Source organism: Gordonia sp. DT30 (assembly GCF_049844915.1).
In the GTDB taxonomy this organism is placed as follows: Bacteria; Actinomycetota; Actinomycetes; order Mycobacteriales; family Mycobacteriaceae; genus Gordonia.
Genome location: NZ_JBNCLY010000018.1, coordinates 23,190 through 44,455, shown reverse-complemented (window position 1 = coordinate 44,455; position 21,266 = coordinate 23,190). Strand labels below are relative to the sequence as shown.

Genomic DNA, 21,266 nt, shown 5'->3' with positions numbered 1-21,266 from the left:
ACGGATATGTGCCCGACGGGTATGTGCTCGATCGGTGCATGACGGCAGGGCGGCAGAAGAGGCGAGAAGATGATCGACGATGACAGAGTCCGGGGCGGCGAATCCCGGGGTGATGCCGCACGTTTCAGCGCACCGGGCAGCGGTGAGATCCGGCAGTGGTGCGATCGCTCGGCGGTGCCGGGCGAACGCCCGGAACTCTCCGATGTCGCCGCGCTTCTGGTCGCCGCGGGCTTTCTGACACCGGCGGGACGGGCCATCATCATCCGTCGCGTCTCGGCCGGTCTGCCCCTGCCGAGGGTGCCGGGCGGATTCGGGGACATGCGCCGGTTGCAGCGCGCGATCGTTCAACTCGAGGCACAGCAGTCGGGACCGATGGTGCCCGGCGTCCTCGCCGCGATGATGCGCAACCGGGTGAACGGGCTCGTGCGCCGTCGTGAGGATGCGCACAAGACCATCGTCACCGGCAAAGGTGTCTTCGCCGGCAGCACTCGCGCCATCCGCCGCGAACGACGTGAGAACGTCTACCTCGAGATGGACGAGCGCGAGCGGCTGTTCGCCGGGTTGCTGTGCACCCCGACGCCCAATGTCGGCACGATGCGAGCGGTCCGCCGAGCCGGAACCGTTGCGGTGGAACGTATTGCCGGCGTCGTCGGTCAGGTCGCGGCGAAGTCGGGGAGTCGGCAGGTCGAGCAGTGGGCCGGTCAGATCTCGGCGTCGACCCCGCACGATTCCCAGGTCCCGGCGGTGCCCGGGTCGGCGAATTTCGTCGACGGATACGAGGCACTGCTGTTCATCGCCGGTCACTACTACGACCGGATCATGATGAATCCGGCGTGGCGTTCGGATCACTTCGCCGTCCAGCGCACCCAGGTGAACCTGCACTCCGAGCTCGCCGAGATCGCCACCGACGTCATCGCGCTGCGCGCGGTGCGCGTCGACCTGGACCGGGCAAAACGCAACGGCGGTTTCGACCGGGCCTTCGCCGAGCAGCTCGACCGGCGCGAGACGACGCTGCGTCCGGTGTGGTCGGAACTGATCGATCGGGTGCAGGCGCTGTCGGAGGTGGCGCACGTGGTCGAGTCGGCCGCGACCGAACTGCGCATCCTCGCCGAATACAACAAGGCCATGACGATCGACGATCGGATCGATGCACTGGTGGCGCGCTCGGGTGATCGGGAGATCTCGATGGACAACGCGAAACGGCTGTCCGAGCAGGTTCGCAGCGGGGAAGAGCAGCTGCGAATCTATCGAGATGTCTTACAAGGCAACATTTCGCGTCTGTCGCCGGCGGTACCCCGGGAATTGCCGGCCAGGTACGAGCCGTCGTGACCGATCGCCGCACCGCGTTTCGGTCAACGGGACCAGGCCCGCAAATGCTCTTTCTCCGTGCCGGTCAGCCGGCGTAGGGAGTGCGCCTCGATGTCGACGACGGCCATCTGGGTGCTCGCCACACATGCGGGTTTGCTCGTCGCGGCAGCATCCGCGCCGCGGATCTCGTATCCGATCGTGAAGTCGACGGAACGAAAACCCTTGATCCACATGCCGATATGCACCGGCGAGTCGTCGTGGCGGAGTTGACTCTGGTAGCGGATCTCGACGTGGACGATCATCGCACTCTTGATCAGCGGGGCGTATTCCTCGCCGGCCGACAGCAGCCATGCGATGCGGGCTTCCTCCATCAGCGTCACCATGCGCGCATGGTTGATGTGACCGAAGGCATCCATGTCGGACCAGCGCACCGGTACGTCGGCGGCAAAGGCGAATTCGCCCGCGCCGAGACCGCTTTGAGCTGCGGTGTCTGCTGTACTCCGGCCGATGTTCGAGGCACCCACGTGTCGTCCGCTCCTGAATGCTGTCTGTGAAATGGAGTCGTGCTCTTCACTGTCTTGTTACCCGCGAGTAGTCTTCCACCAGCAGACTGTTGTTGTGCATTGGGGAGTGCCGACGCGGTCCGACGAGCGGTGATGTTGTTTCTGAGCGGTGATGTTGTTTCTGAGCGGTGATGTTGTTTCTGGTGTGCAGTGACGGGGGATGGGACAGAAGATGATGGTAAGACGTGTGGCCGCAACGATCGCGACCGTATTCGGTGTCGGCGCTCTCGCAGCGGGTGTTCTCGCCCCTGCGGTTGCCGATGCCGCTCCCCGCGTCGAGGCGCGCATCGTGACGAAGAAGCCCTTGGGCGAGTTGCGCACCGACATCTGGGTCGACTCACCGTCGATGAAGCAGCGGATCAAGTTGAATGTGTTGACACCTGCCGGGTCGAGCGGTCCCCGCCCGACCATCTACTTGCTCGACGGTGCCGGAGCCGAGGGTGACGTCAGCGATTGGATCACCAAAGGGCATGCGGGCCGGTTCTTCGCCGACAAGAACGTCAACGTCGTCCTCCCGGTCGGCGGCGCAGGCAGCTTCTACACCGACTGGCAGCGCGCCGATCCCAAGCTCGGCAAGCCGACGTGGGAAACCTTCCTCACCAAGGAACTGCCCCCGCTGATCGACTCGACCTTCCACGGCAACGGCCGCAACGCGGTCGTCGGACTGTCGATGGGTGGGCAGGCGGCGTTCGCGCTGACCATCCGGCATCCGGAACTCTATTCGGGGCTGGCGTCACTGAGTGGCTGCCCGCCGGTCTCCGGCCCGGCCAACGAGGCGTATGTGCGCACCACGGTCGGTCGGGACGGCGGCGACGCCACCAACATGTGGGGTCCGTTCGGGTCCGCGGGCTGGCAATCGCACGATCCCGGTTTCCATCTCGACGCATTGCGCGGCAAGGACATCTTCATCTCCGCCGGGTCGGGCGCGATCGGGCCGCTCGATCTGACGCGCAAGATCCAACCCGACGAGGGACCACCGGCCGCGGTCACCGCGTCGTCGTCGGCGCTGGAGGCAGGCGCCTACCGCTGCTCGTTGGAGTTCGCGGTGCAGATGCGGGCTCACGACATCGCCTACACCGACGGGTTCCGGTTGATCGGCACGCACACCTGGGCCTACTGGGAGCGGGATCTGCCCGCTGCGTGGAAGACGGTTTCCCGGCACCTGTATTCGTGATCGGCCGCCGTCGGTTCAGTTCGTGTGGGGCTCCCGCGCCTGCTGCCATTCACGCGCGAAGGCCAGGAAGCGATCGTTCTCGTCGGCGTGGGTGACGGTCACCCGTACCCCGTCGTCGGCGAACGGGCGCACGACGACTCCGGCGTCGACGCCGGCCTGCGCGAATTCCAGGGACCGCTCGGCGAGGTCGAGCCACACGAAGTTGGCCTGTGAGTCGGGGACCCGGTAACCGGCGGCACGGAGATGTTCGGTGACGCGGCGCCGTTCGGCCACCACCGCGTCGGTGCGCGCGAGCAACTCGTCGCGGGCCGCCAGACATGCAAGGGCCGCCGCCTGGGCGACGCTGTTGACCGAGAACGGCACATGGGCCTTGCCGAGCGCGGTGATGATCTCCGGATCGGCGATCGCATAGCCGACGCGCAGACCGGCCAGGCCGTATGCCTTCGAAAACGTCCGCAGCGTCACCAGATTCGGGAACTCCCGGCGCAGTTCGAGCGCGTCGTAGGCGTGCTCGTCGTCGAAGCGTGCGTATTCGATGTAGGCCTCGTCGAGGGCGACGACGACGTCGTCGGGAACGGCGTTCAGGAACTCACGCAGATCGGCCGCCGTGACCACGGTCCCGGTCGGGTTGTTGGGATTGCAGACGAAGATCAGCCGGGTCCGGTCGGTGACGGCATCGGCCATCGCCGCCAGGTCGTAGACGTCGTCACCGGTCAGGGGCACCTGCACCGCTGTCGCACCGACGAGTCGGGTCGCCAGTGGGTACGTCTCGAAGGAGCGCCACCCGAAGACCACCTCGTCGCCGGGGCGGCAGGTCACCAGGATCAGGTTCTGGCACAGGATCACCGACCCGCACCCGACCTGGATCTCCTCGCGACCGACGCCGAGCTCCTTGGCCAAGGTGTCGGTCAACTCGACCATCCCGTTGTCGGGGTAACGGTTCACCCCGGCCGCCGCCGCCGTGATCGCCTTGAGAACCGACGGGAGCGGCGGGTGGGTGACCTCGTTGCTGGCGAGTTTGATCGCGTCCGGAAACGTCTTGCCGGGCACGTAGACGGGCAGGTCGTCGAGGTCTGGGCGGATGCGGAAGCTCACCCGTCAACTGTAGGTCCCGGCCGCGCAGAGGTTGTCGGATGGTCCGCTCGGCGACTCATCCGACAACCGCTGCGGGACGGTGACCGCGCGGTTTGCTTCCGTGGGCGGCCGGTGTGTAATCTTTCGCTTCGGCAGTTCGAAAGGACTCCGCTAGGAGGCGTGCCAGAGCGGCCGAATGGGACTCACTGCTAATGAGTTGTCTCGCTAAAACGGGACCGGAGGTTCAAATCCTCTCGCCTCCGCCGACCGCAGTCGCGCCGACCGCGGTGACAACTGAAGAGCATGACTACTGAACAGCACGACAACTGAACATGCACGCGCCCGTAGCTCAACGGATAGAGCATCTGACTACGGATCAGAAGGTTAGGGGTTCGAATCCCTTCGGGCGCACAGGTGAGAACGCAGTTCTGGATATGTTATCCGGCCTGCGTTTCTTCGTTTCCGCCGCTCGCGCCGCCGCACCCAACCCGACCGGTGCACCGCACCCCGGTAGACATCGCATCTCGGTAGACTCCGCCGAATGACTGTTCCGTTCGTGATCCGTGTCAGCGCGGTCGTGCTGCGCGACGCCACCGGAGCAGTCCTGACCGTCCGTAAACGGGACACCGACCGCTTCATGTTTCCTGGCGGCAAACCCGAGCCGGGGGAGACGCCGCTGCAGACGGCCGTTCGCGAGTGCGCCGAGGAACTACGGCTACACCTCGACGGTGCGGCGCTGCAGGATTACGGTGTGCACCGCTCCGCAGCCGCAAACGAGGACGGATTCGACGTCGAAGCGGCGGTCTTCGTGTGGCCCGGCGCCATTGATCGGGCCACGAGCGGCATCGTCGCGGCAGCGGAGATCGCCGAACTGCGCTGGCAGCCGCTCGACGGTTCGCCGTTGCCTGCCGACCTCGCGCCGCTACTGGTGCAGGAGGTGTTTCCGATGTTGCCCCGGGGTCCTTCAGGCGAAGGACACTCATCGCCCCGGCTTGGGCGACACCGCGCCGACCGGTCATGATGTCGTCCATGCCCGGCTACTCGCTGACCCCGGTAACCCACGACTACGCGGTGCAGACCGCAGGGAAGGCGATGCAACGCGGCAAGTTCGTGTTGTTCTTCACGCTGATCGCGGGGTTGGCCGCGGCGGTCGCCCTCGGATATCTCGTCGACGACATCACTGCACGACCCGCTTGGATCGCGCTGCTCATCGCCGGGGTGATCTGCGCGGGTGCCACGGTTTGGTCGCGGCACATCATGTCGGGCGTTCGCTACCGAATCGGTATTCCGTTCGGGCCGCTGGTCCTCGTCGGCGCCGTCGCGGCGTTCCTGGCGGTGTGGGCCGTGGTCGCGTTCGTGCTCGAAACCATCGGCGGCGACGGGTCACCGTTGGAGTCGGTCAACCGGTGGCTGCTGATCGTCGGTCTCATCGCGGTGCCGACGAGGTACCTCACCGTCAGCAACCGGTTCACGGGCAATGCCTTCACGCTGATGGTCCGTCAGACGCGGGTGCCGTGGACGAGTGTCGGCGCGGTGGTCTTCACCGCCGGATCCAAGCCGGGCACCATCGAGATCGGCGTCCGGTCGAACGGGCCGACGGGGACGAGCAGCCTGAAGACCCGCAAGGGTGAACTGCTCACCGACCTCCCCTACCGCGTCGTGGTGACGCAGCGCTCCTTCGACCTCGACCGACTGCACTGGGCACTGAACCAGTCCGGCCGCGCCGACATCCCGCTCATCGAACGGACGCCCATGGGGGAGCGGGTGGTTCTGCGCTCGAACCAGGAGCTCGCCTACCGGCCCTGAGTTCTCACAGGTAGCCGACTCCGGTCAGCTCCGCCGAGACCGACCACAGCCGCGCCGCAGTGTCGTTGTCACGCAACGGTTTCCAGAGCTTCTGGCGTCCGGGAGGTCCTCCTGCGCTGCCAGGCCACTGCGGCCCATAGAATTCGCCGCCGGTGCCCGAGGTCGCCGCCATCAGGGCGGGCAGCCCGGCGCTGTCGACGGTGCCGACGAGGATTCCGAGCTTCGACAACCGCCGGATCACCCGGACCTGGGCGGTGTCGGCCGCGCGGCCCACCTCCGGCCGGGCGGCCAGCAGATTCGACGGTGCGACGCCGGGGTGGGAGATGGTGGCGGTGATTGCCCACCCGGCAGCGCGGCTGCGCCGGTCGAGTTCCAGACCGAAGAGTCCACACGCGATCTTCGACTGCCGGTAGGCGCGCATCGCGTCGTAGGAGCGTTCCCAGTTCAGGTCGTCGAAGTTGATCGTGCCGCGGCGGGCGGCGATGCTGGTCTGGGTGACCACGTGGGCCCGGCCGGCCCGCAGCAGCGGCAGGAGCGCGCCGGTCAGCGCGAAGTGGCCGAGGTGATTGGTGCCGAACTGCACCTCGAAGCCGTCGGTGGTCACGCCCCGTTCGGGCGGCGTCATCAGGCCGGCGTTGTTGATCAACAGGTGGATCGGGGCTCCCTCCGCGCGCAGTTGTGCGCCGAGGTCGGCGACCGCGGCCAGCGATGACAGGTCCAGCTCACGCAACTGGACCTTTGCCTCGGGATGCAGGGCCCGGATCTGATCGGCGGCGGCCTGTCCTTTGCGTGAATTGCGCACCGGGGCAATCACTTCGGCACCCGCACCGGCCAGTGCCGTGGCGATCCGCAGGCCGATGCCGTCACTCGCGCCGGTGACGACGGCACGTGTGCCGGTGAGATCGCCGAGAGGTACTTCGTAGGTGGTGGGTGCCATGTCGTCTCCCTGGTCGGGTGTCCTGGGTGGGTGTCCGGGTGCCGGACGCCGCGTGACCCCAACTGTTCCCGATGCCGCGCGGTTCAACCACGGCCTGGCGGTCCGTGGATGACCTGTCCGCGGCTGCGGAAGAGTGTCGGACACCAACTTTTCGGCCGGAGTTCGCCACGGCCGACGGCGGGGTTGCATCACCATCGCGTCTCGACCCGGTCACCGTTTAGTGAGCCGGGTTACGAAACCCGGCGAAACAGGTGTCAACTACTGGGGCAAGAGGTGCTCAGGTTACTTGTGTGCTGACGAGACTCTGAAAGGTTGTCATGATTCCTGCTCCGTTCACGAAATACGTGGCCGAGTTCTTCGGCACGTTCTGGCTCGTTCTCGGCGGCTGCGGTACCGCGGTCTTCGCTGCCAAGCAGGTTGCCGAAGGCGATGACAAGGGGACGCTCGTCCAGATCGGCGTCGGCTATCTCGGCGTTGCGCTGGCGTTCGGTCTGACCGTCGTCACCATGGCCTACGCCCTGGCGCACATCTCCGGGGCGCACTTCAATCCGGCGATCAGTCTGGGTGCCGCGGTGAGCGGTCGCCTCGAATGGAAAGACCTGCCGGGCTACTGGATCGCCCAGGTCGCCGGCGGTCTGCTCGCCGGCCTCGCGATCTGGGGGATAGGGCAGGGCAAACCGGGCTGGCATCGCACCGGCAACATGGCCGCCAACGGATACGGCGAGCACAGCCCGAGTCACTACACACTGGCCGCGGTGCTCATCACCGAGATCCTGCTCACCGCGTTCTTCCTCATCGTCGTGCTCGGCGCCACCGACGGCCGCTCACCAAAGGGCTTCGGGCCGTTGGCGATCGGCTTGAGTCTGACTCTCATCCATCTCATCTCCATCCCGATCTCGAACACGTCGGTCAACCCCGCGCGCTCGACGGCGGTCGCGTTCTTCAACGGCGACGGCGCTCCCGCCCAACTCTGGGCGTTCTGGGTGGCGCCGTTGGTCGGCGGCCTCATCGGCGGCCTGGTCTATCCGCTGTTCTTCGAGGACGGGAAGTTCAAGTACGGGTCGTCGTCGCCGGAACCGGAGGAGGCTCCCGTCGCCTGATCTGGTCTCCACCGGCCGGTTCTCGCCGCCCCGACGCCGGTACCGACAGTCCGACGAGCGCTCGGTGGACGGTCCGTAAGGTCGAGAGTGCACGTGTTGGACACGGGTGCGCCAGACCGGCCGCCCGGCATGGATCGGGAGTGGCGACATGGGACAGCCGACCGGGCATCGGCCCGATGCTGGTGGCGGTCCACCCGGTGACGACTACCGCACGCCGTTGTTGCCGGGCGACTATCCCCCATTGGGCTACTCCGAAGGTGGACTCCCCCGCTACGCGCCCGCCGACCTGACGGCGACGACTCGACGCGCCGGCCCTGGATCTGCGGTGACCGGACCGTTGCCCGGTCAGCCGGGATTTGGGCAACCGGGACCTGGGCAACCGGGACCCGGGCAGGTCGGAGCAGGGCCCGGCTCCGGTGGGCCCGGCGACGGACCGCCCGCGGGCCGACGCCGGCGTCGTCGCGGTGTGGAACCCGGGCCCGGTGCCACGATCGGCGCGTTCACCATCGTGGGACTGGTGATCGTGGGCCTGATCATCTTCGGCGTCCGGTCATTTCGTGAGGAGACACCGACGGTGACGCTGCCGACGGCGCAGCCCACCGACACCTACTCGATTCCGGTCCTGCCCACCCAGCCGTCACTACCGGGAACCGGCCCGCAGCAACCGCCGGGCGGGTCGACGGCCCCGCCGGGCGCGCAGGTCACCTATACGGTCGACATCGACGGAACCGGCACCATCCTCTACGTCGACGACGTCGGGGTACGGACCGATTTCGCGCCGCGCCCGAACTGGACGGTGACCTTCACCGCGGGCCGCAACCCGCTGCGCCTTCTGGTCGTCGCCGGGGACGGTTCCGCGGCCAAATGCACGATCACCGTGGCCGGGCGGCCGGTGGCCGACGACAGCGTCGACGCGACCTCGACCCGGCGCACCGCGACGTGCATCGCCTGATCCGCCGCCGGGTTCCAGTACTCGACGTGTGTCGTCGCATCCGGGTAGCTACCGTAGACGTGTGAGTTCTCCCCAAGCAGCCCCTCGGCACGCGGCCGATACCGATGCCGCGACCGAGTTCAAGACCGTGATCACGTGGCGCGGCGTCGGCACCGAACGTCTCGAGCAGGTCCGCCTCAACGTGCAAGGCGCGCGGGTGAAGGCCTACGGCCGCATCATCGCCGCAGCCACCGCCGACCACGACGCATTCTCCGCATCCTATGAGCTGATCACCAATGATGTCGGCGTCACCAAGCGGCTGTCGATCCACCTCGTCCAGGTGGGCGGCGAAACCCAGCTGGGTATCTCCCGCGACGTGGAGGGCAATTGGCTGGTCCAGGCCGGCGGCGAGACCGTACAAGGTGATTTCGGCGGCGCCGAGGACGTCGATCTCGCGCTGTCACCCATGTTCAACGCCCTGCCGATCCGCAGGCTGCACCTCGCCGACGCCGCCGATCCGGTCGAGGTGCCGGTGGTCTACATCTATCTGCCGACCGGCACCGTCGAACCGGCAACGCTGCAGTACACGCCCGGTCCGGACGGCATCGGGGTGTCCTCGCCGGTGGCGAAGACGACCCTGGCCGTCGACGACAGCGGTTTCGTCATCGACTACCCGGGTCTGGCCACGCGCGTCTGACCGAGTTCACCCAAGCCACACGGCGCCGTGATGGGCCTGCCGTCGCATCTCCTGCTGCCAGCCGGGCTCACCGGGCGCGGTCCCGGTGATCGTCTCGCGTGAGGCGTCGGCCATCGCCTCGTAGGCGAGCCGGGCGCGGTACCCATCGTCGATGAGCACCGCGACCGTGCCGTGATCCCGTAGCTCGTCGCGGGCCGCGGTCAGCCGGTCGATGATCTCGCTGAGGGCGTTGAGTACCGCGATGCTGTTGGCCTCGATCATCGCTCGTTGCAGCTCCGGTGCGGTGCCGGCGACGCGGGTGCCGTCGCGGAAACTGCCCGCAGCCAGCCGGAGGGCCAGGTCGCTCTCCGCGGCGCCGACCGCGGCGGTCGCGGCCGCGGTCAGGTGCGGCACATGCGAGATCGCGGCCACTGCGCGGTCATGGGCGTCGGGGGCGGCCGGAACCACCGCGGCCCCGAGGGTGAGTGCCAGCTCGGCCACCTGCCGCCAGTCGTCGGCGTCGGTGGTGTCCTCGGTGGTCACCATCCACATCGCGCCGGTGAACAGCTGCGGGTCGGTGGCTTCCCACCCCGACCGGCTGGTGCCGGCCATCGGATGTCCGCCGACGTACCGCGCGTCGGGGAACAGCCGCCGGATGGTCTCGGCGACAGGCACTTTCACGCTGATGACATCGGTGAGTAGGCAATCCGGCGCATGCTCGGCGATTGCCGACACGATCGGTTCGATCGTGGTCACCGGGGTGGCGAGGACGATCATCGCGCCGGTGTCCGACGCGCGGCGCAACGTTGCGGTGATGTCGGTGGACGCGTCATGGCCGGCCTCGACGGCCGCCTCGACGGTCGCGGCCGACCGGTTGTATCCGAAGGTTCGACGCCCCGATGCGTCCAGGGCCCGCAGCATCGACCCGCCGATGAGGCCAAGGCCGAGAATGCAGACCGGCGTCTTGTGTGTGTCCGTCACAGGTCCCAGATTTCCACATCGTCTCGGCGTCCGGGATCACGACGTCGGCCGGACTTGGGCAGTTCGGCCCGAACGGGCTACCGTGACCTGCATGGCAGGTGCCGGCGCGGGAGTATCGGGTTCCAACAGCAAGGACGCCGTCGACGGTGTCGAGGGTTTCGCGGTCGCGGTGGTGCGCGAGGACGCGGCGTGGAAGGTCACCGCTCTCAAATCGGCCGCACTCACCGATCTCGAGGCGGCCGAACGTCAGCTGCGTGACCTGCGGTCGGCGGGAGCGGTCTTCGGACTGCTCGACATCGACGAGGAGTTCTTCATCGTGATCCGGCCCGCCCCGGGCGGCGCGCGGATGCTCATCTCCGATGCCACCGCGAGCATCGACTACGACGTCGCCGCCGACGTCCTCGACGCCCTCGACATCGACGTGCCCGACATCGATCCCGATGAGCTCGACGACGTCGACCCGTGGGAAGAGGGCGATCTGGCAATCCTGTCGGATCTGGGTCTACCGGAACCCGTCATGGGCGTCATCGTCGGCGACACCGACCTCTATGCCGACGAGCAGATCGGGATGATCGCGGCCCGCCTCGGGTTCGCCGACGAGCTCTCCAGCGTGCTCGACGCACTGGGACATTGACCGACCCGACTCCTGCCGGCGCCACGCAGATCCAGGCGTGGGAGTCGATGATGCGCGCCGCACTCGATGCCGCCAGGCTCTCCGGTGATGACGACGTGCCGATCGGGGCCGTCGTCTTCGACCCGGCCGGCATCGAGCTCGCGCGCGCCGCGAACCGGCGTGAAGCCGATGCCGATCCCACCGCACATGCGGAGATCCTCGCGCTGCGGGCCGCGGCAGCAGCCTTCGGGGACGGTTGGCGGCTGGGCGGCTGCACCATCGCGGTCACCGTCGAACCGTGCACCATGTGTGCGGGCGCGATCGGCCTGGCCCGGGCGGAGACGTTGCTCTTCGGGGCGTGGGAGCCGAAAACCGGTGCGGTCGGCTCACTTTGGGATGTCGTTCGAGATCCGCGGCTGACTCATCGGCCGCAGGTGCGTGGCGGGGTCCTCGAGGCGCAATGCCGCGAGCTGATGGTCGACTTCTTCACCGTGCGGCGCGACGGCTGATACCGCGCGCGCACCCTTTGTGCGCATGCGCGTTCGATACCTCTCGTCCGGTGCTGGTATGTGGCAGATTGAGCACAAGGGATTCGGACGGATCCGACTATCACCCCGACATCAGGAGGACGTCATGTCCGACGCAAGTGACAAGGTCAACGAGGTCATCGGTACGGCGAAGGGCAAGATCGGCGAATTCGCCGAGAACCCGAAGGTCAACGAGGCACTCGGTACCGCGAAGGGCAAGATCGGCGAGATCGCCGAGAACCCCAAGGTCAACGAGGCCATCGGTACGGCAAAGGAGAAGCTGACCGAACTCGCCGACAATGAGAAGGTCCAGGGCGCACTCGGTACCGCCAAGGGAAAATTCGACGAGCTGAAGGGCAAGTGGAAGCACTGACAAGGCCCTGAACGATCGGTACGGTGGACGACGGGGGCAACCCCACGCGGAAGGTCGGCGTCGCCCCGTGGCGCCGAACCCGCACCATCCGGCGGGTCGAGACGAGGCCTGTCGCATCATCCGATCGCCTTGAATGTGCGCGCGGTGCGTGCACCCGGCAGAGGAGGCCCACATGGCACTGTCCGATGACGCCAAGAACAAGACCGAGGACCTCAAGGGTCGTGGTAAGGAAGCCGCAGGCAGCCTGACCAACGACGACGACCTCAAGAACGAAGGCAAGGGCGACCAGTCCCAGGCCGAGGGCAAGCAGAAGATCTCCGATGCGGCCGACGCCGTCAAGGGCAAGGTCGACGACATCAAGAACAAGCTCAGCGGCAACTGACCCCGCCCGTAGCCCCTGACCAGCCGATTTAAGGCTGGTCGGGGCGCTGCGGTACAGTCTTCGGCGGTGGCGTGTCCGAGCGGCCGAAGGTGCAGCACTCGAAATGCTGTGTGCGGTAACCCCGTACCGAGGGTTCAAATCCCTCCGCCACCGCCAGAAACACCCTTCCATCTATGCAGGTGGGAGGGTGTTTCCGTTTTCACCGAGGCCTTTTCACCTGCTTCTTGTCGCGTTCCGCGGATGTCGCGAGTCTTTTCTACGTCTGCGGAGGCTCCGCGCGAGCCAAGAGCTCTAGGAACCGGCGGTTGATGAAAAGGCGTTCACGCCCAATTTTGACGTCTTGGAGGAGACCGGCGTCGACCAGCGCGCTGAGCCAACTGGTGGCGGTCGGTCGGGACACGTCGCATCGCTCGACTACGGTGTTGATCCGACAGTAGGGCTGCTCGAACAGGAGTGACTGGAACTCGGAGTGCGCTGCACCCCTGGACACTGCGCGGGAGCGTTGCCCGAAGCTGTCTTGTAGCTCATGGATGGCGTCGATCTTGTGCAGTGTCGTGAGTGAGGTGCTCTCGATGCCCGCCAAGATATACAGCAGCCACTCTTCCCAAGCCTGCTCGGACGTCACCGCAAGAAGAAGTCGGTAGTACTCGTTCTTCGTGTCGATGAGGTAGCGCGACAGATACAGGACGGGCATCCGCAGTAGTCCCGCCTCGACCAGCATCAACACGTTCAGGATTCTTCCGGTCCGGCCGTTGCCGTCTGAGTACGGATGGATCGCTTCGAACTGGTAGTGGGCTGCGGCCATGCGCACGAGGGGATTCAGGCTGTCGACGTCGTTGTGGACGAATCGCTCCCACTCGGTGAGCTTGTCCGCGATCAGGTCACGGCCTTCCGGGGGACTGTAGATGACTTCGCCGGTCCCGGGGTTCGCGATCCTCGTTCCCGGAATGGCGCGGAACCTCATCTCGCGAGCCTTGATTGTGCTGCACACCGCAGACGCGGTTGAGGCAGTGAGACCACGCTCTTGGGTCAGCGCGAACCCCGCTCGCAGCGCGGTGCGGTAGCGCAGAGTTTCCCGCGTGGCCGGGTCGGCGGCCGCGGCATCGTCGTCAATATGGCGAAACAGCTCATCGGTCGTGGTCACGATGTTCTCGATCTCAGAACTGGCCTGTGCCTCCAGGACTGGTATCGAATTGATCAGGACCGTGGGGTTGCGCATCGAAACTGCGGCCTGGTCCAGTTTGGCGAGAGCGGTGCTTGCGCCGATCGCAGCCTTGAGGACAGCCCTGCTCTCGAGCATGTCCGCGTCAGGCGGTGGCGGCAATGAGTTGTATGGCTTGTCGGGTTCCCAGGTCATGTCGCCGAGGCTACTGACAATCTCGCGTTTCGTGTGAAATTTTTCTCGGATTTTTTACACGTCCGGAGTATGTGCGAAGAAACTTGACGGGTGTCCACCCGTCGATTGGGGTTGAGCCGCCCAGCGACAGCGCAACCTCGAGAGACAGAGCTGACGGCGTTTCCGCCACACCTCTCTCTTCCTGTGCAGCGATCGGCGGATGTTGCCTGGGTCCGTCGAATGGGTGAATGCGCTGGACCGCCGACAGCACATGGCCGAACATTGGCCACATGACCACACCGCAGAACCCCGACGGCGACCAGGGCCGGCCGCTGCCCTCGCAGGCTCCCACGACGCACCATCCGACGCAGCCGCCGCCCGCGCCGGGCCGCGCCTCCGGACCTGATGGCGGCCCGGGACAGTTCCAGCCGGCACCGCCGACCCCGTCGTCCGCCCCGACACGGGTGCACACCCGGCCGACGATCCCGACCGGCGCGGCACCGACACCGCCGGCGGCGCGAGGGCCGCAGGGTCATCCGCCGGCTCAGGGAGAACGTGCGGCTGCGGCGGTGCCTCCCGTCGCCCACATCCCACCGGGTCCACCCGCCGCCCAGCCGGCACCCCAACAGTTCACACCGCCCCCGCTCGGATCGGGACCCGTTCCCGGACAGTCGTTTCCGTCCGATCAAGCGCCCGTGCCGGGTGGCCGGCGACCTGTCGCCGACGGCCAGCAGATGAAGAAGCGCAATCCGCTGGCCGTGTGGCTGGGACTGCCGCTGATCACCCTCGGGATCTACTCGCTGGTGTGGTACTACAAGATCCACAAGGAACTCGCCGCATTCGACCGGCGCAAGGAGATCTCGGCCGTCGGCCCGCTGCTCGTCGTCCTGTTGCTCAGCTGGACGGTCGTCGCGCCCATCATCAGCTTCCACAACACCGGCAAGCGCATTCGCGAGGCGCAACGCAGCGCCGGCCTCCCGGAAACCTGTAACCCGACGCTGTGCTGGCTACTCGGATTCGTGTTCGGCTTGCACACCTTCTACATGCAGGGCGAACTGAACAAGATCGTCGACGCCTACGGTGTCGAACACGGGACGACCGTGCCGCTGTTCGTCTGACTCAGAGAAACGAGCCTGCGGCCCCGACGAGGTCGAGCAGAGGCTGCGGGAAGAATCCGAGCACAAGGGTGACCAGCGCGCACAAGGCGATCGGTATGGTCGTCAACGCGCTGGGCCGCACCACATGTGGCGCGTCGACGGGGACGTCGGCGAAGAACATCGTGACGATGATGCGGATGTAGAAGTAGGCGGCGATGGCGCTGCTGAGCACGCCGATGACCACCAGGACGGTCCCGCCGCTGCCCGCAACCGCCGCGAACACCGCGAATTTTGCGATGAACCCGCTCGTCAGCGGGATTCCGGCGAATGCCAGCAAGAACATCGAGAACATCGCTCCGACAAGCGGATAGCGGCGACCCAATCCCGCCCACTGATCCAGTCCGGTCGCCTCGCGGCCCGACAGGTGCGGACCCGACACCCCGCCGCGTGACCCGGCGAATGCGGCCGGCTCGCGCACCACGGCCACCGTCGCGAAGGCACCGAACGTCGAGAACGCATATGCGGCAAGGTAGAACAAGGCCGCACTCACCCCGGCCGCATCGAAGGCGATCAGTCCGAGCAGAATGAACCCCGTGTGGGTGATCGACGAATAGGCAAGCAGCCGTTTGACATCGGTCTGCGTCACGGCCATCACCGCACCGACGAGCATCGTCGCGATCGCCACCGCCCACAGCACCGGCTTCCACTCGTCGGCGAGCGCTCCGAAGCTCACGGAGAACACGCGCAGCAGCGCACCGAATGCGGCGATCTTGGTGGCGGCCGCCATGAAGGCGGTGACCGGCGTGGGTGCCCCCTGATACACATCGGGCACCCACGAATGGAACGGCACCGCACCGATCTTGAACAGTAGGCCGACCGCCAGCAACCCCAGTCCCATCAACGGCAGTACGACGTCGCCGGTGGAGCCGGCCGCCGCCCGGTCGACGGCCGAGCCGATCGCGCGCAGATCCAGCGACCCGGTGCCGCCGTAGACGAACGCCGCGCCGAACAAGAAGAACGCCGACGAGAACGCGCCGAGCAGAAAGTATTTGAGCGACGCCTCCTGCGAGAGCAACCGGCGGCGCCGCGCGAGCGCGCACAGCAGATACAGCGGCAGCGAGAACACCTCGAGCGCGATGAACATGGTGAGCAGGTCACCGCAGGCGACGAACAGCATCATGCCGCCGATCGCGAGCAAGGTCAGCGGGAAGACCTCGGTGCTCACCGCACCCGCCCGGGTCGCGACGAACTCGTCATCGGAATTCGGGGTGCTCGCGCCCGAGGGCGTGAACATGTCGGCGGGCGCGCCCGCGAGGGTGGCCTGTGCGGCCGCACCGGGACCGTCGCTGATCCGCCGCCCCCCGACCGGTCCGGCGGTCCGGTGCGGCGCCCGGCGGGTCGACGGTGCGACGACGCGCTCGAGACCACGTTCGGCCATGAACGCCACGGCGAGAATCGAAATGACCAACAAGAGCCCTTGCAGGAACAGTGCCGGCCGATCGAGGACCACCGACCCCGAGACGGCTGTGCGGCCCCGGCCGCCGTTGTCGGTGATGTTGACGGCGAGCATGATGACCGCCGCCAGCGCGGCCGCCAATCCCGTGAGCGACAGCACCAATTGGACGCGCCACCGTCCGGCACGCGGCGCGCACGCCTCCACCACCACCCCGACCACGCCGGCACCGAAGACGATCAACATCGGTGCAAGAAGCGAGTATTCGACGTCGGGTGGGCTGATGGCAGACATCGCAGTGGTGATCACCTGGGGCCTCCGGGATTCGGGATCGACACCGTGGGCGCCGGATTGTCTCGGCCCACCGACGACATCGTGTGCGCGATCGTGGGAGTGATCAGATTCAGCAGGGGCTGCGGGAAGAACCCGAACACCAGTAGCAGGGCCAGCAGTGGGGCGACGACGAGACGTTCCCGTCGATGAAGATCGGGCATGGTCTTGCGGGCGGCGCCCGGACCTTCGACAGGTTTGGGGGGACCGCCCATCATGCGCTGGTAGAGCCACAGGACGTAGATCGCCGAGAGCACCAGTGCACTCGAGGCGGCGATCGCCGCGGCCGGGTATCGGGTGAAAGTACCGATGAGAACCAGGAATTCACTGATGAACGGTGCGAGGCCGGGTAGCGACAGGGTCGCGAGACCGGCCACCAGGAAGGTGCCGGCGAGGACGGGCGCGACCTTGGCGACGCCGCCGTAGTCCGCGATGAGACGGCTACCCCGCCGCGACACGAGGAAGCCGGCGATCAGGAACAACGCAGCCGTAGAGATGCCGTGATTGACCATGTACAGCGTGGCGCCGCTCTGCGACTGGGTGGTCATCGCGAACACGCCGAGGATGATGAAACCGAAGTGCGAGATCGACGTGTATGCGATGAGGCGCATCATGTCGGTCTGCGCGATGGCCAGGATCGCACCGTAGACGATGCCGACCACCGACAGCGCGATGATCAGCGGTGCAAAGGTTTTCGACGCGTCGGGAAACAGCTGCAGACAGAACCGCAGCATCGCGAACGTCCCGACCTTGTCGACGACGGCCATCATGAGCACCGCCGACGCGGGAGTGGCCGCCACCGCCGAATCCGGCAACCACGAGTGGAACGGCCACAGTGGCGCCTTGATGGCGAAGGCGATCATGAAGCCGCCGAACAGCAATGCTTCGACACCGGTGCCCGCGGCGAGGTGTCCGCCGGCGCCGGCGTCGGTGATTGCCGGCAGGCTGAAGGTTCCGCGGCCGTCGGCGCCCAGGTCCGAGCGCGCGGTCACCACGTAGAGTCCGATGACCGCTGCCAGCATGAGCAGGCCGCCGAACAGGTTGTACAGCAGGAACTTCACGGCCGCGGCTGCCTGATGGCCACCGCTGCCGAATCCGCCGATCAGAAAGTACATCGGGATCAGCATCGCCTCGAAGACGATGTAGAACAGCAGCACATCGGTGGCGACGAAGCTTATCAGGACCATCGCCTCGAGTGCCAGCATCAATGCGACGTAGGTGTGCGGCCCCTTTTGGCGGCGTCCCGCCGAATGATCCAGGGAACCTGCATGATCGGCGTCACGCCACCCGGCGAGGACGAGTATCGGCAGGAGGACCGCGGTCAACAGGATCAAAATCAGACCGACGCCGTCGAGGCCGAGTTCGTAACGGGCGCCGAACGACGGAATCCACGCGACGTCCGACACGAACTGGTAGCGCGCGCCGTCGGGGTCGAATCCGATCGCCAGCCCGATGGCGACCGCCAGGGTGGCCAGCGTGCCGAGCAGCGCGGCCCACTTGGCGATCTCGGGCCTCGAGGCCGGCACCGCCACCACACCGACGGCCACCACCGCCGGGACCAGCCAGAGGATCGTCAACCAGCCCATCGCCTCTACCATCCCCTCATGAGCAGGACCGCAACGATCACCACGGCGGCGCCGGCCAGCATCGACAACGCATACGAGCGGACGTAACCGTTCTGCCACAGACGGATCCGCTCACTCGATGCGGTCACCAGAGCGCCCACCCCGACACCGGCACCGTCGATGCCCTCCGATTCGAGGACGTCGAGCCCGCGGGCGAGCGTCCGGCCGGGGCGCATGAGGAGTCGCTCGTTGACGGTGTCGCCGTAGAGGTCACGGCGCGCGGCCGTGGTCAACGTGCCGACCTTGCCCGGCGCCGTGATCGGAATGGGCGCGCGCGCATAGCCGGCCCAGGCGATCGCCACGCCGACGGCCACAACCACCAGGATGATCACCGTCAACACCCAGGTGGGGAAGGGCAATCGGGTGTGCTGCTCGCCGACCACGGGCTCGAGCCACGTCACCAGGACGTCGCCGGCGACCAGCAGCGCTCCCGAGACGGCCGAGCCGATCGCGATGAGGATCATCGGTCCCAGCATGATCTTCGGGGCCTCGTGCGGGTGCACGTCGGAATCCCATCTGCGCTCACCGAAAAACGTCATCAGCATGATGCGGGTCATGTAGAACGCGGTGATCCCCGCTCCCAGCAGGGCCGCGCCGCCGAGGAGAACGCCGCGGACACCGCCGGAGCCGAAGGCGGCCTCGATGATCGGGTCCTTGGAGAAGAAGCCGGAGAACGGTGGCACACCGATGAGCGCCAGATAGCCGATCCCGAAGGTGGCGAACGTGATCGGCAGGACGGTGCGCAGCCCACCGAAGCGCCGCATGTCGGTCCCGTCGTTCATCGCATGCATCACCGAACCGGCCCCGAGGAACAGGCCGGCCTTGAAGAAGCCATGGGTGAGCAGATGCAGAATGGCGAAGGCGTAGCCGGCCGGGCCGAGTCCCGCCGCGAGCACCATGTACCCGATCTGGCTCATCGTCGACGCCGCGAGCGCCTTCTTGATGTCGTCCTTGGCGCAGCCGATGATGGCGCCGAACAACAGCGTGACCGCCCCGACGACGGCCACGGCCAGACGCGCATCGGGGGCCAGATCGAAGATCGCATGGGATCGGGTGATGAGGTAGACCCCCGCGGTGACCATGGTCGCGGCGTGGATCAGCGCGGACACCGGTGTCGGACCCTCCATGGCGTCGCCGAGCCACGACTGCAGTGGCACCTGGGCCGATTTGCCGCATGCGGCGAGCAACAGCAGGAAACCCAAGGCGGTCACCGTGGTTCGGCCGGCGTCCCCCGCGCCGGCGAACACCGTTGCGAAGGACACCGATCCGAAGGATGCGAACATGACCATCAGCGCGATGGCCAGGCCGACGTCACCGACACGATTGACCACGAAGGCCTTCTTGGCGGCGGTGGCGGCCGCGGGCCGTTGCTGCCAGAATCCGATCAACAGGTAAGACGCGAGACCGACTCCCTCCCAACCGAGATAGAGCCCGAGATAGTTGTCGGCGAGAACCAGCACCAGCATGGCGGCGAGAAACAGGTTGAGGTAGGCGAAGAATCGGCGCCGGTCGGGATCGTCGGCCATGTACCCGATGGAATAGATGTGGATCAGGGTGCCGACACCGGTGACCAGCAGCACAAAGCACATCGACAGCTGGTCGAGGTGGATCCCCATGTCGACCGACAGCCCGCCGCTGCCACCGGGTGTGGCCGGTCCCACCTGCAGCCAGGTGAACAGCACCTGATGGACGGGGCGGTCGGCAGTGGTCCGCCCGGCCATCCCGACGGCGAGAACGACTGCCACACAGAACGATCCCGCGGCCAGTACGCATGCAAGGATGTGTCCCGCGCGGTCGGCACGCCGACCTGCCAGGAGCAGCACCACGGCGCCGAGCAGCGGCAGCACCGGCACCAGCCAGACGATGTCCGCCGAGGTCTGCGTACTCACGCCATCCTCCTCATCTGCGCAGCAGGGCCGCGTCGTCGACCGACGCGCTCCGTCGGGATCGGAAGATCATCATGATGATCGCCAGCCCGATGACGACCTCGGCTGCCGCGACCACCATCGTGAAGAAGGCGATGACCTGTCCGTCGACGCTGTGCTGCATCCGGGCGAAGGTCACGAAACTCAGATTGGCGGCGTTGAGCATCAGTTCGATGCACATGAACACGACAATCGCACTGCGGCGCAGCAATACTCCGGCGGCTCCGATGGCGAACAGGATCGCCGCGAGATACAGGTAGTTCTCGGGGTTCATCGCTGCGAGACCTCCGTTCCGTCGTCGCCGGTCTGTGGGTGACGTGCCCGCAGCATGGCGTTGACCGACAATTCGGCCGGGCTCCCGTCGGGCAAGAGCGCCGGGATGTCGACGGCGTTGTGGCGCGCGAACACACCAGGGCTCGGCAGCGGCGAGACGTCGATGCCCGTGCGGAAGCGCTCGATCGAGCGTTCACGCTGGGTGCGGCGCGGGCCGAAGCGCTCTCGGTGGGCGAGGACCATGGCGCCCAGGGTCGCGGTGATCAACAGTGCCCCGGTCAGTTCGAACGCCCACAGGTAGCGAACGAAGATCAATTGGGCGATCGCCTGCACCGCCCCGTTGCTGTTGCCGGGCGGAGCTGCCGTGGTGGGGGCGGGGGAGGTGGTGACCGCAACCGTTGCGGCGCCGATGCCCCCGCACAGCAACGCGCCGAAGCCGAGGCCCACGCACACCGCGGCGATACGTTGCCCGCGAATGGTTTCCACCAGCGAGTCGGCGGAATCGACGCCGATCAGCATCAGCACGAACAGGAAGAGCATCATCACCGCGCCGGTGTAGACGACGACCTGTACGACCCCGAGGAACAACGCTCCCTGTGCGACGTAGAACACCGCGAGCACGATCATGGTGGTGGCCAGGAACATTGCCGAGTAGACGGCCTTGGTGGCGACGACGACGCCGAGGGCACCGGCCACCGCGACGACCGCCAGAATCCAGAACTGCACGGCCTCACCGGTGGAGGTGCGTCCGGCGTCGGCCAGCGCGGTGCTGGACAGACCGG

Annotated in this window: 22 protein-coding genes and 3 tRNA genes; 15 read left to right on the top strand and 10 right to left on the bottom strand. The window is 66.8% G+C overall.

What is annotated here, in order from left to right; all coding sequences use genetic code 11:
• Positions 1–69: 69 nt before the first annotated feature.
• Entirely contained in the window at positions 70–1,329 is a 1,260-nt protein-coding gene (locus ACLQ3C_RS16260) for a hypothetical protein (protein ID WP_425706118.1), read from the top strand.
• 23 nt (positions 1,330–1,352) lie between these two features.
• Here ACLQ3C_RS16260 and ACLQ3C_RS16255 read toward each other — a convergent pair whose 3' ends face one another.
• Positions 1,353–1,817 (bottom strand): acyl-CoA thioesterase, encoded by a 465-nt coding sequence (locus tag ACLQ3C_RS16255; RefSeq protein WP_425706159.1) that lies wholly within the window; start codon positions 1,815–1,817, stop codon positions 1,353–1,355.
• Between the two features lie 229 nt (positions 1,818–2,046).
• Between ACLQ3C_RS16255 and ACLQ3C_RS16250 the strand changes: the two genes are divergently transcribed.
• Complete coding sequence (locus ACLQ3C_RS16250) at positions 2,047–3,045, top strand: alpha/beta hydrolase (protein WP_425706158.1); 999 nt, start codon at positions 2,047–2,049, stop codon at positions 3,043–3,045.
• A 15-nt stretch (positions 3,046–3,060) separates the two neighbouring features.
• Here the strand turns inward: ACLQ3C_RS16250 and hisC are convergent, their stop codons facing one another.
• On the bottom strand, positions 3,061–4,140 hold the full coding sequence (gene hisC, locus ACLQ3C_RS16245; RefSeq protein ID WP_425706117.1) for a histidinol-phosphate transaminase: 1,080 nt from the start codon (positions 4,138–4,140) through the stop codon (positions 3,061–3,063).
• A 153-nt stretch (positions 4,141–4,293) separates the two neighbouring features.
• Between hisC and ACLQ3C_RS16240 the strand changes: the two genes are divergently transcribed.
• The 4 genes from ACLQ3C_RS16240 to ACLQ3C_RS16225 all read left to right on the top strand — a co-directional run bounded on the left by ACLQ3C_RS16240 (position 4,294) and on the right by ACLQ3C_RS16225 (position 5,925).
• Positions 4,294–4,382, top strand: a tRNA-Ser gene (locus ACLQ3C_RS16240).
• A 75-nt stretch (positions 4,383–4,457) separates the two neighbouring features.
• A tRNA-Arg gene (locus ACLQ3C_RS16235) sits at positions 4,458–4,530 on the top strand.
• 130 nt (positions 4,531–4,660) lie between these two features.
• Positions 4,661–5,140 (top strand): NUDIX hydrolase, encoded by a 480-nt coding sequence (locus tag ACLQ3C_RS16230; RefSeq protein ID WP_425706116.1) that lies wholly within the window; start codon positions 4,661–4,663, stop codon positions 5,138–5,140.
• A gap of 8 nt (positions 5,141–5,148) precedes the next feature.
• Entirely contained in the window at positions 5,149–5,925 is a 777-nt protein-coding gene (locus ACLQ3C_RS16225) for a hypothetical protein (protein ID WP_425706115.1), read from the top strand.
• 4 nt (positions 5,926–5,929) lie between these two features.
• Here ACLQ3C_RS16225 and ACLQ3C_RS16220 read toward each other — a convergent pair whose 3' ends face one another.
• Positions 5,930–6,862: an SDR family oxidoreductase gene (locus ACLQ3C_RS16220; protein WP_425706114.1), complete on the bottom strand. Its 933-nt coding sequence runs from the start codon at positions 6,860–6,862 to the stop codon at positions 5,930–5,932.
• A 317-nt stretch (positions 6,863–7,179) separates the two neighbouring features.
• Here ACLQ3C_RS16220 and aqpZ point away from each other — a divergent pair, with 317 nt between their 5' ends.
• The 3 genes from aqpZ (at position 7,180) to ACLQ3C_RS16205 (ending at position 9,590) form a co-directional block, all read left to right on the top strand.
• Positions 7,180–7,962 (top strand): aquaporin Z, encoded by a 783-nt coding sequence (gene aqpZ, locus ACLQ3C_RS16215; protein WP_425706113.1) that lies wholly within the window; start codon positions 7,180–7,182, stop codon positions 7,960–7,962.
• A gap of 148 nt (positions 7,963–8,110) precedes the next feature.
• Positions 8,111–8,914 (top strand): hypothetical protein, encoded by an 804-nt coding sequence (locus ACLQ3C_RS16210; protein WP_425706112.1) that lies wholly within the window; start codon positions 8,111–8,113, stop codon positions 8,912–8,914.
• Positions 8,915–8,975: 61 nt separating this feature from the next.
• A complete protein-coding gene (locus ACLQ3C_RS16205) occupies positions 8,976–9,590 on the top strand; it encodes a putative glycolipid-binding domain-containing protein (protein ID WP_425706111.1) in 615 nt (204 codons plus the stop codon).
• A 6-nt stretch (positions 9,591–9,596) separates the two neighbouring features.
• On the opposite strand, the gene ACLQ3C_RS16200 is transcribed toward ACLQ3C_RS16205, so the two are convergent.
• Positions 9,597–10,550 carry a prephenate dehydrogenase gene (locus ACLQ3C_RS16200; protein WP_425706110.1) on the bottom strand — a complete coding sequence of 318 codons (954 nt, stop codon included), beginning with the start codon at positions 10,548–10,550 and terminating at the stop codon, positions 9,597–9,599.
• A 91-nt stretch (positions 10,551–10,641) separates the two neighbouring features.
• Here ACLQ3C_RS16200 and ACLQ3C_RS16195 point away from each other — a divergent pair, with 91 nt between their 5' ends.
• The 5 genes from ACLQ3C_RS16195 to ACLQ3C_RS16175 all read left to right on the top strand — a co-directional run bounded on the left by ACLQ3C_RS16195 (position 10,642) and on the right by ACLQ3C_RS16175 (position 12,601).
• Entirely contained in the window at positions 10,642–11,184 is a 543-nt protein-coding gene (locus ACLQ3C_RS16195) for a tRNA adenosine deaminase-associated protein (protein ID WP_425706109.1), read from the top strand.
• 50 nt (positions 11,185–11,234) lie between these two features.
• Entirely contained in the window at positions 11,235–11,672 is a 438-nt protein-coding gene (locus ACLQ3C_RS16190; RefSeq protein WP_425706157.1) for a nucleoside deaminase, read from the top strand.
• A 124-nt stretch (positions 11,673–11,796) separates the two neighbouring features.
• Complete coding sequence (locus tag ACLQ3C_RS16185) at positions 11,797–12,063, top strand: hypothetical protein (protein ID WP_425706108.1); 267 nt, start codon at positions 11,797–11,799, stop codon at positions 12,061–12,063.
• 172 nt (positions 12,064–12,235) lie between these two features.
• Positions 12,236–12,445, top strand: a complete 210-nt coding sequence (locus ACLQ3C_RS16180) for a CsbD family protein (protein WP_425706107.1) — start codon at positions 12,236–12,238, stop codon at positions 12,443–12,445.
• Positions 12,446–12,510: 65 nt separating this feature from the next.
• A tRNA-Ser gene (locus ACLQ3C_RS16175) sits at positions 12,511–12,601 on the top strand.
• A 100-nt stretch (positions 12,602–12,701) separates the two neighbouring features.
• On the opposite strand, the gene ACLQ3C_RS16170 is transcribed toward ACLQ3C_RS16175, so the two are convergent.
• Positions 12,702–13,802 carry a Fic family protein gene (locus ACLQ3C_RS16170; RefSeq protein WP_425706106.1) on the bottom strand — a complete coding sequence of 367 codons (1,101 nt, stop codon included), beginning with the start codon at positions 13,800–13,802 and terminating at the stop codon, positions 12,702–12,704.
• Positions 13,803–14,071: 269 nt separating this feature from the next.
• Here ACLQ3C_RS16170 and ACLQ3C_RS16165 point away from each other — a divergent pair, with 269 nt between their 5' ends.
• Positions 14,072–14,899, top strand: coding sequence for a DUF4234 domain-containing protein (locus tag ACLQ3C_RS16165; RefSeq protein ID WP_425706105.1), 828 nt, complete (start codon positions 14,072–14,074; stop codon positions 14,897–14,899).
• A 1-nt stretch (position 14,900) separates the two neighbouring features.
• Here the strand turns inward: ACLQ3C_RS16165 and nuoN are convergent, their stop codons facing one another.
• Genes nuoN through ACLQ3C_RS16140 form a run of 5 tightly spaced genes read right to left on the bottom strand, consistent with a single transcriptional unit; the run spans position 14,901 to position 21,261 of the window.
• Positions 14,901–16,625 carry an NADH-quinone oxidoreductase subunit NuoN gene (gene nuoN, locus ACLQ3C_RS16160; RefSeq protein WP_425706104.1) on the bottom strand — a complete coding sequence of 575 codons (1,725 nt, stop codon included), beginning with the start codon at positions 16,623–16,625 and terminating at the stop codon, positions 14,901–14,903.
• 11 nt (positions 16,626–16,636) lie between these two features.
• Positions 16,637–18,247, bottom strand: coding sequence for an NADH-quinone oxidoreductase subunit M (locus tag ACLQ3C_RS16155; protein ID WP_425706103.1), 1,611 nt, complete (start codon positions 18,245–18,247; stop codon positions 16,637–16,639).
• Between the two features lie 5 nt (positions 18,248–18,252).
• Positions 18,253–20,175, bottom strand: a complete 1,923-nt coding sequence (gene nuoL, locus ACLQ3C_RS16150; protein WP_425706102.1) for an NADH-quinone oxidoreductase subunit L — start codon at positions 20,173–20,175, stop codon at positions 18,253–18,255.
• A gap of 10 nt (positions 20,176–20,185) precedes the next feature.
• Positions 20,186–20,485 (bottom strand): NADH-quinone oxidoreductase subunit NuoK, encoded by a 300-nt coding sequence (gene nuoK / locus ACLQ3C_RS16145; protein ID WP_425706101.1) that lies wholly within the window; start codon positions 20,483–20,485, stop codon positions 20,186–20,188.
• Positions 20,482–21,261, bottom strand: a complete 780-nt coding sequence (locus ACLQ3C_RS16140; RefSeq protein WP_425706156.1) for an NADH-quinone oxidoreductase subunit J — start codon at positions 21,259–21,261, stop codon at positions 20,482–20,484. Before ACLQ3C_RS16140 ends, nuoK begins: the two co-directional genes overlap by 4 nt.
• Positions 21,262–21,266: the final 5 nt, after the last annotated feature.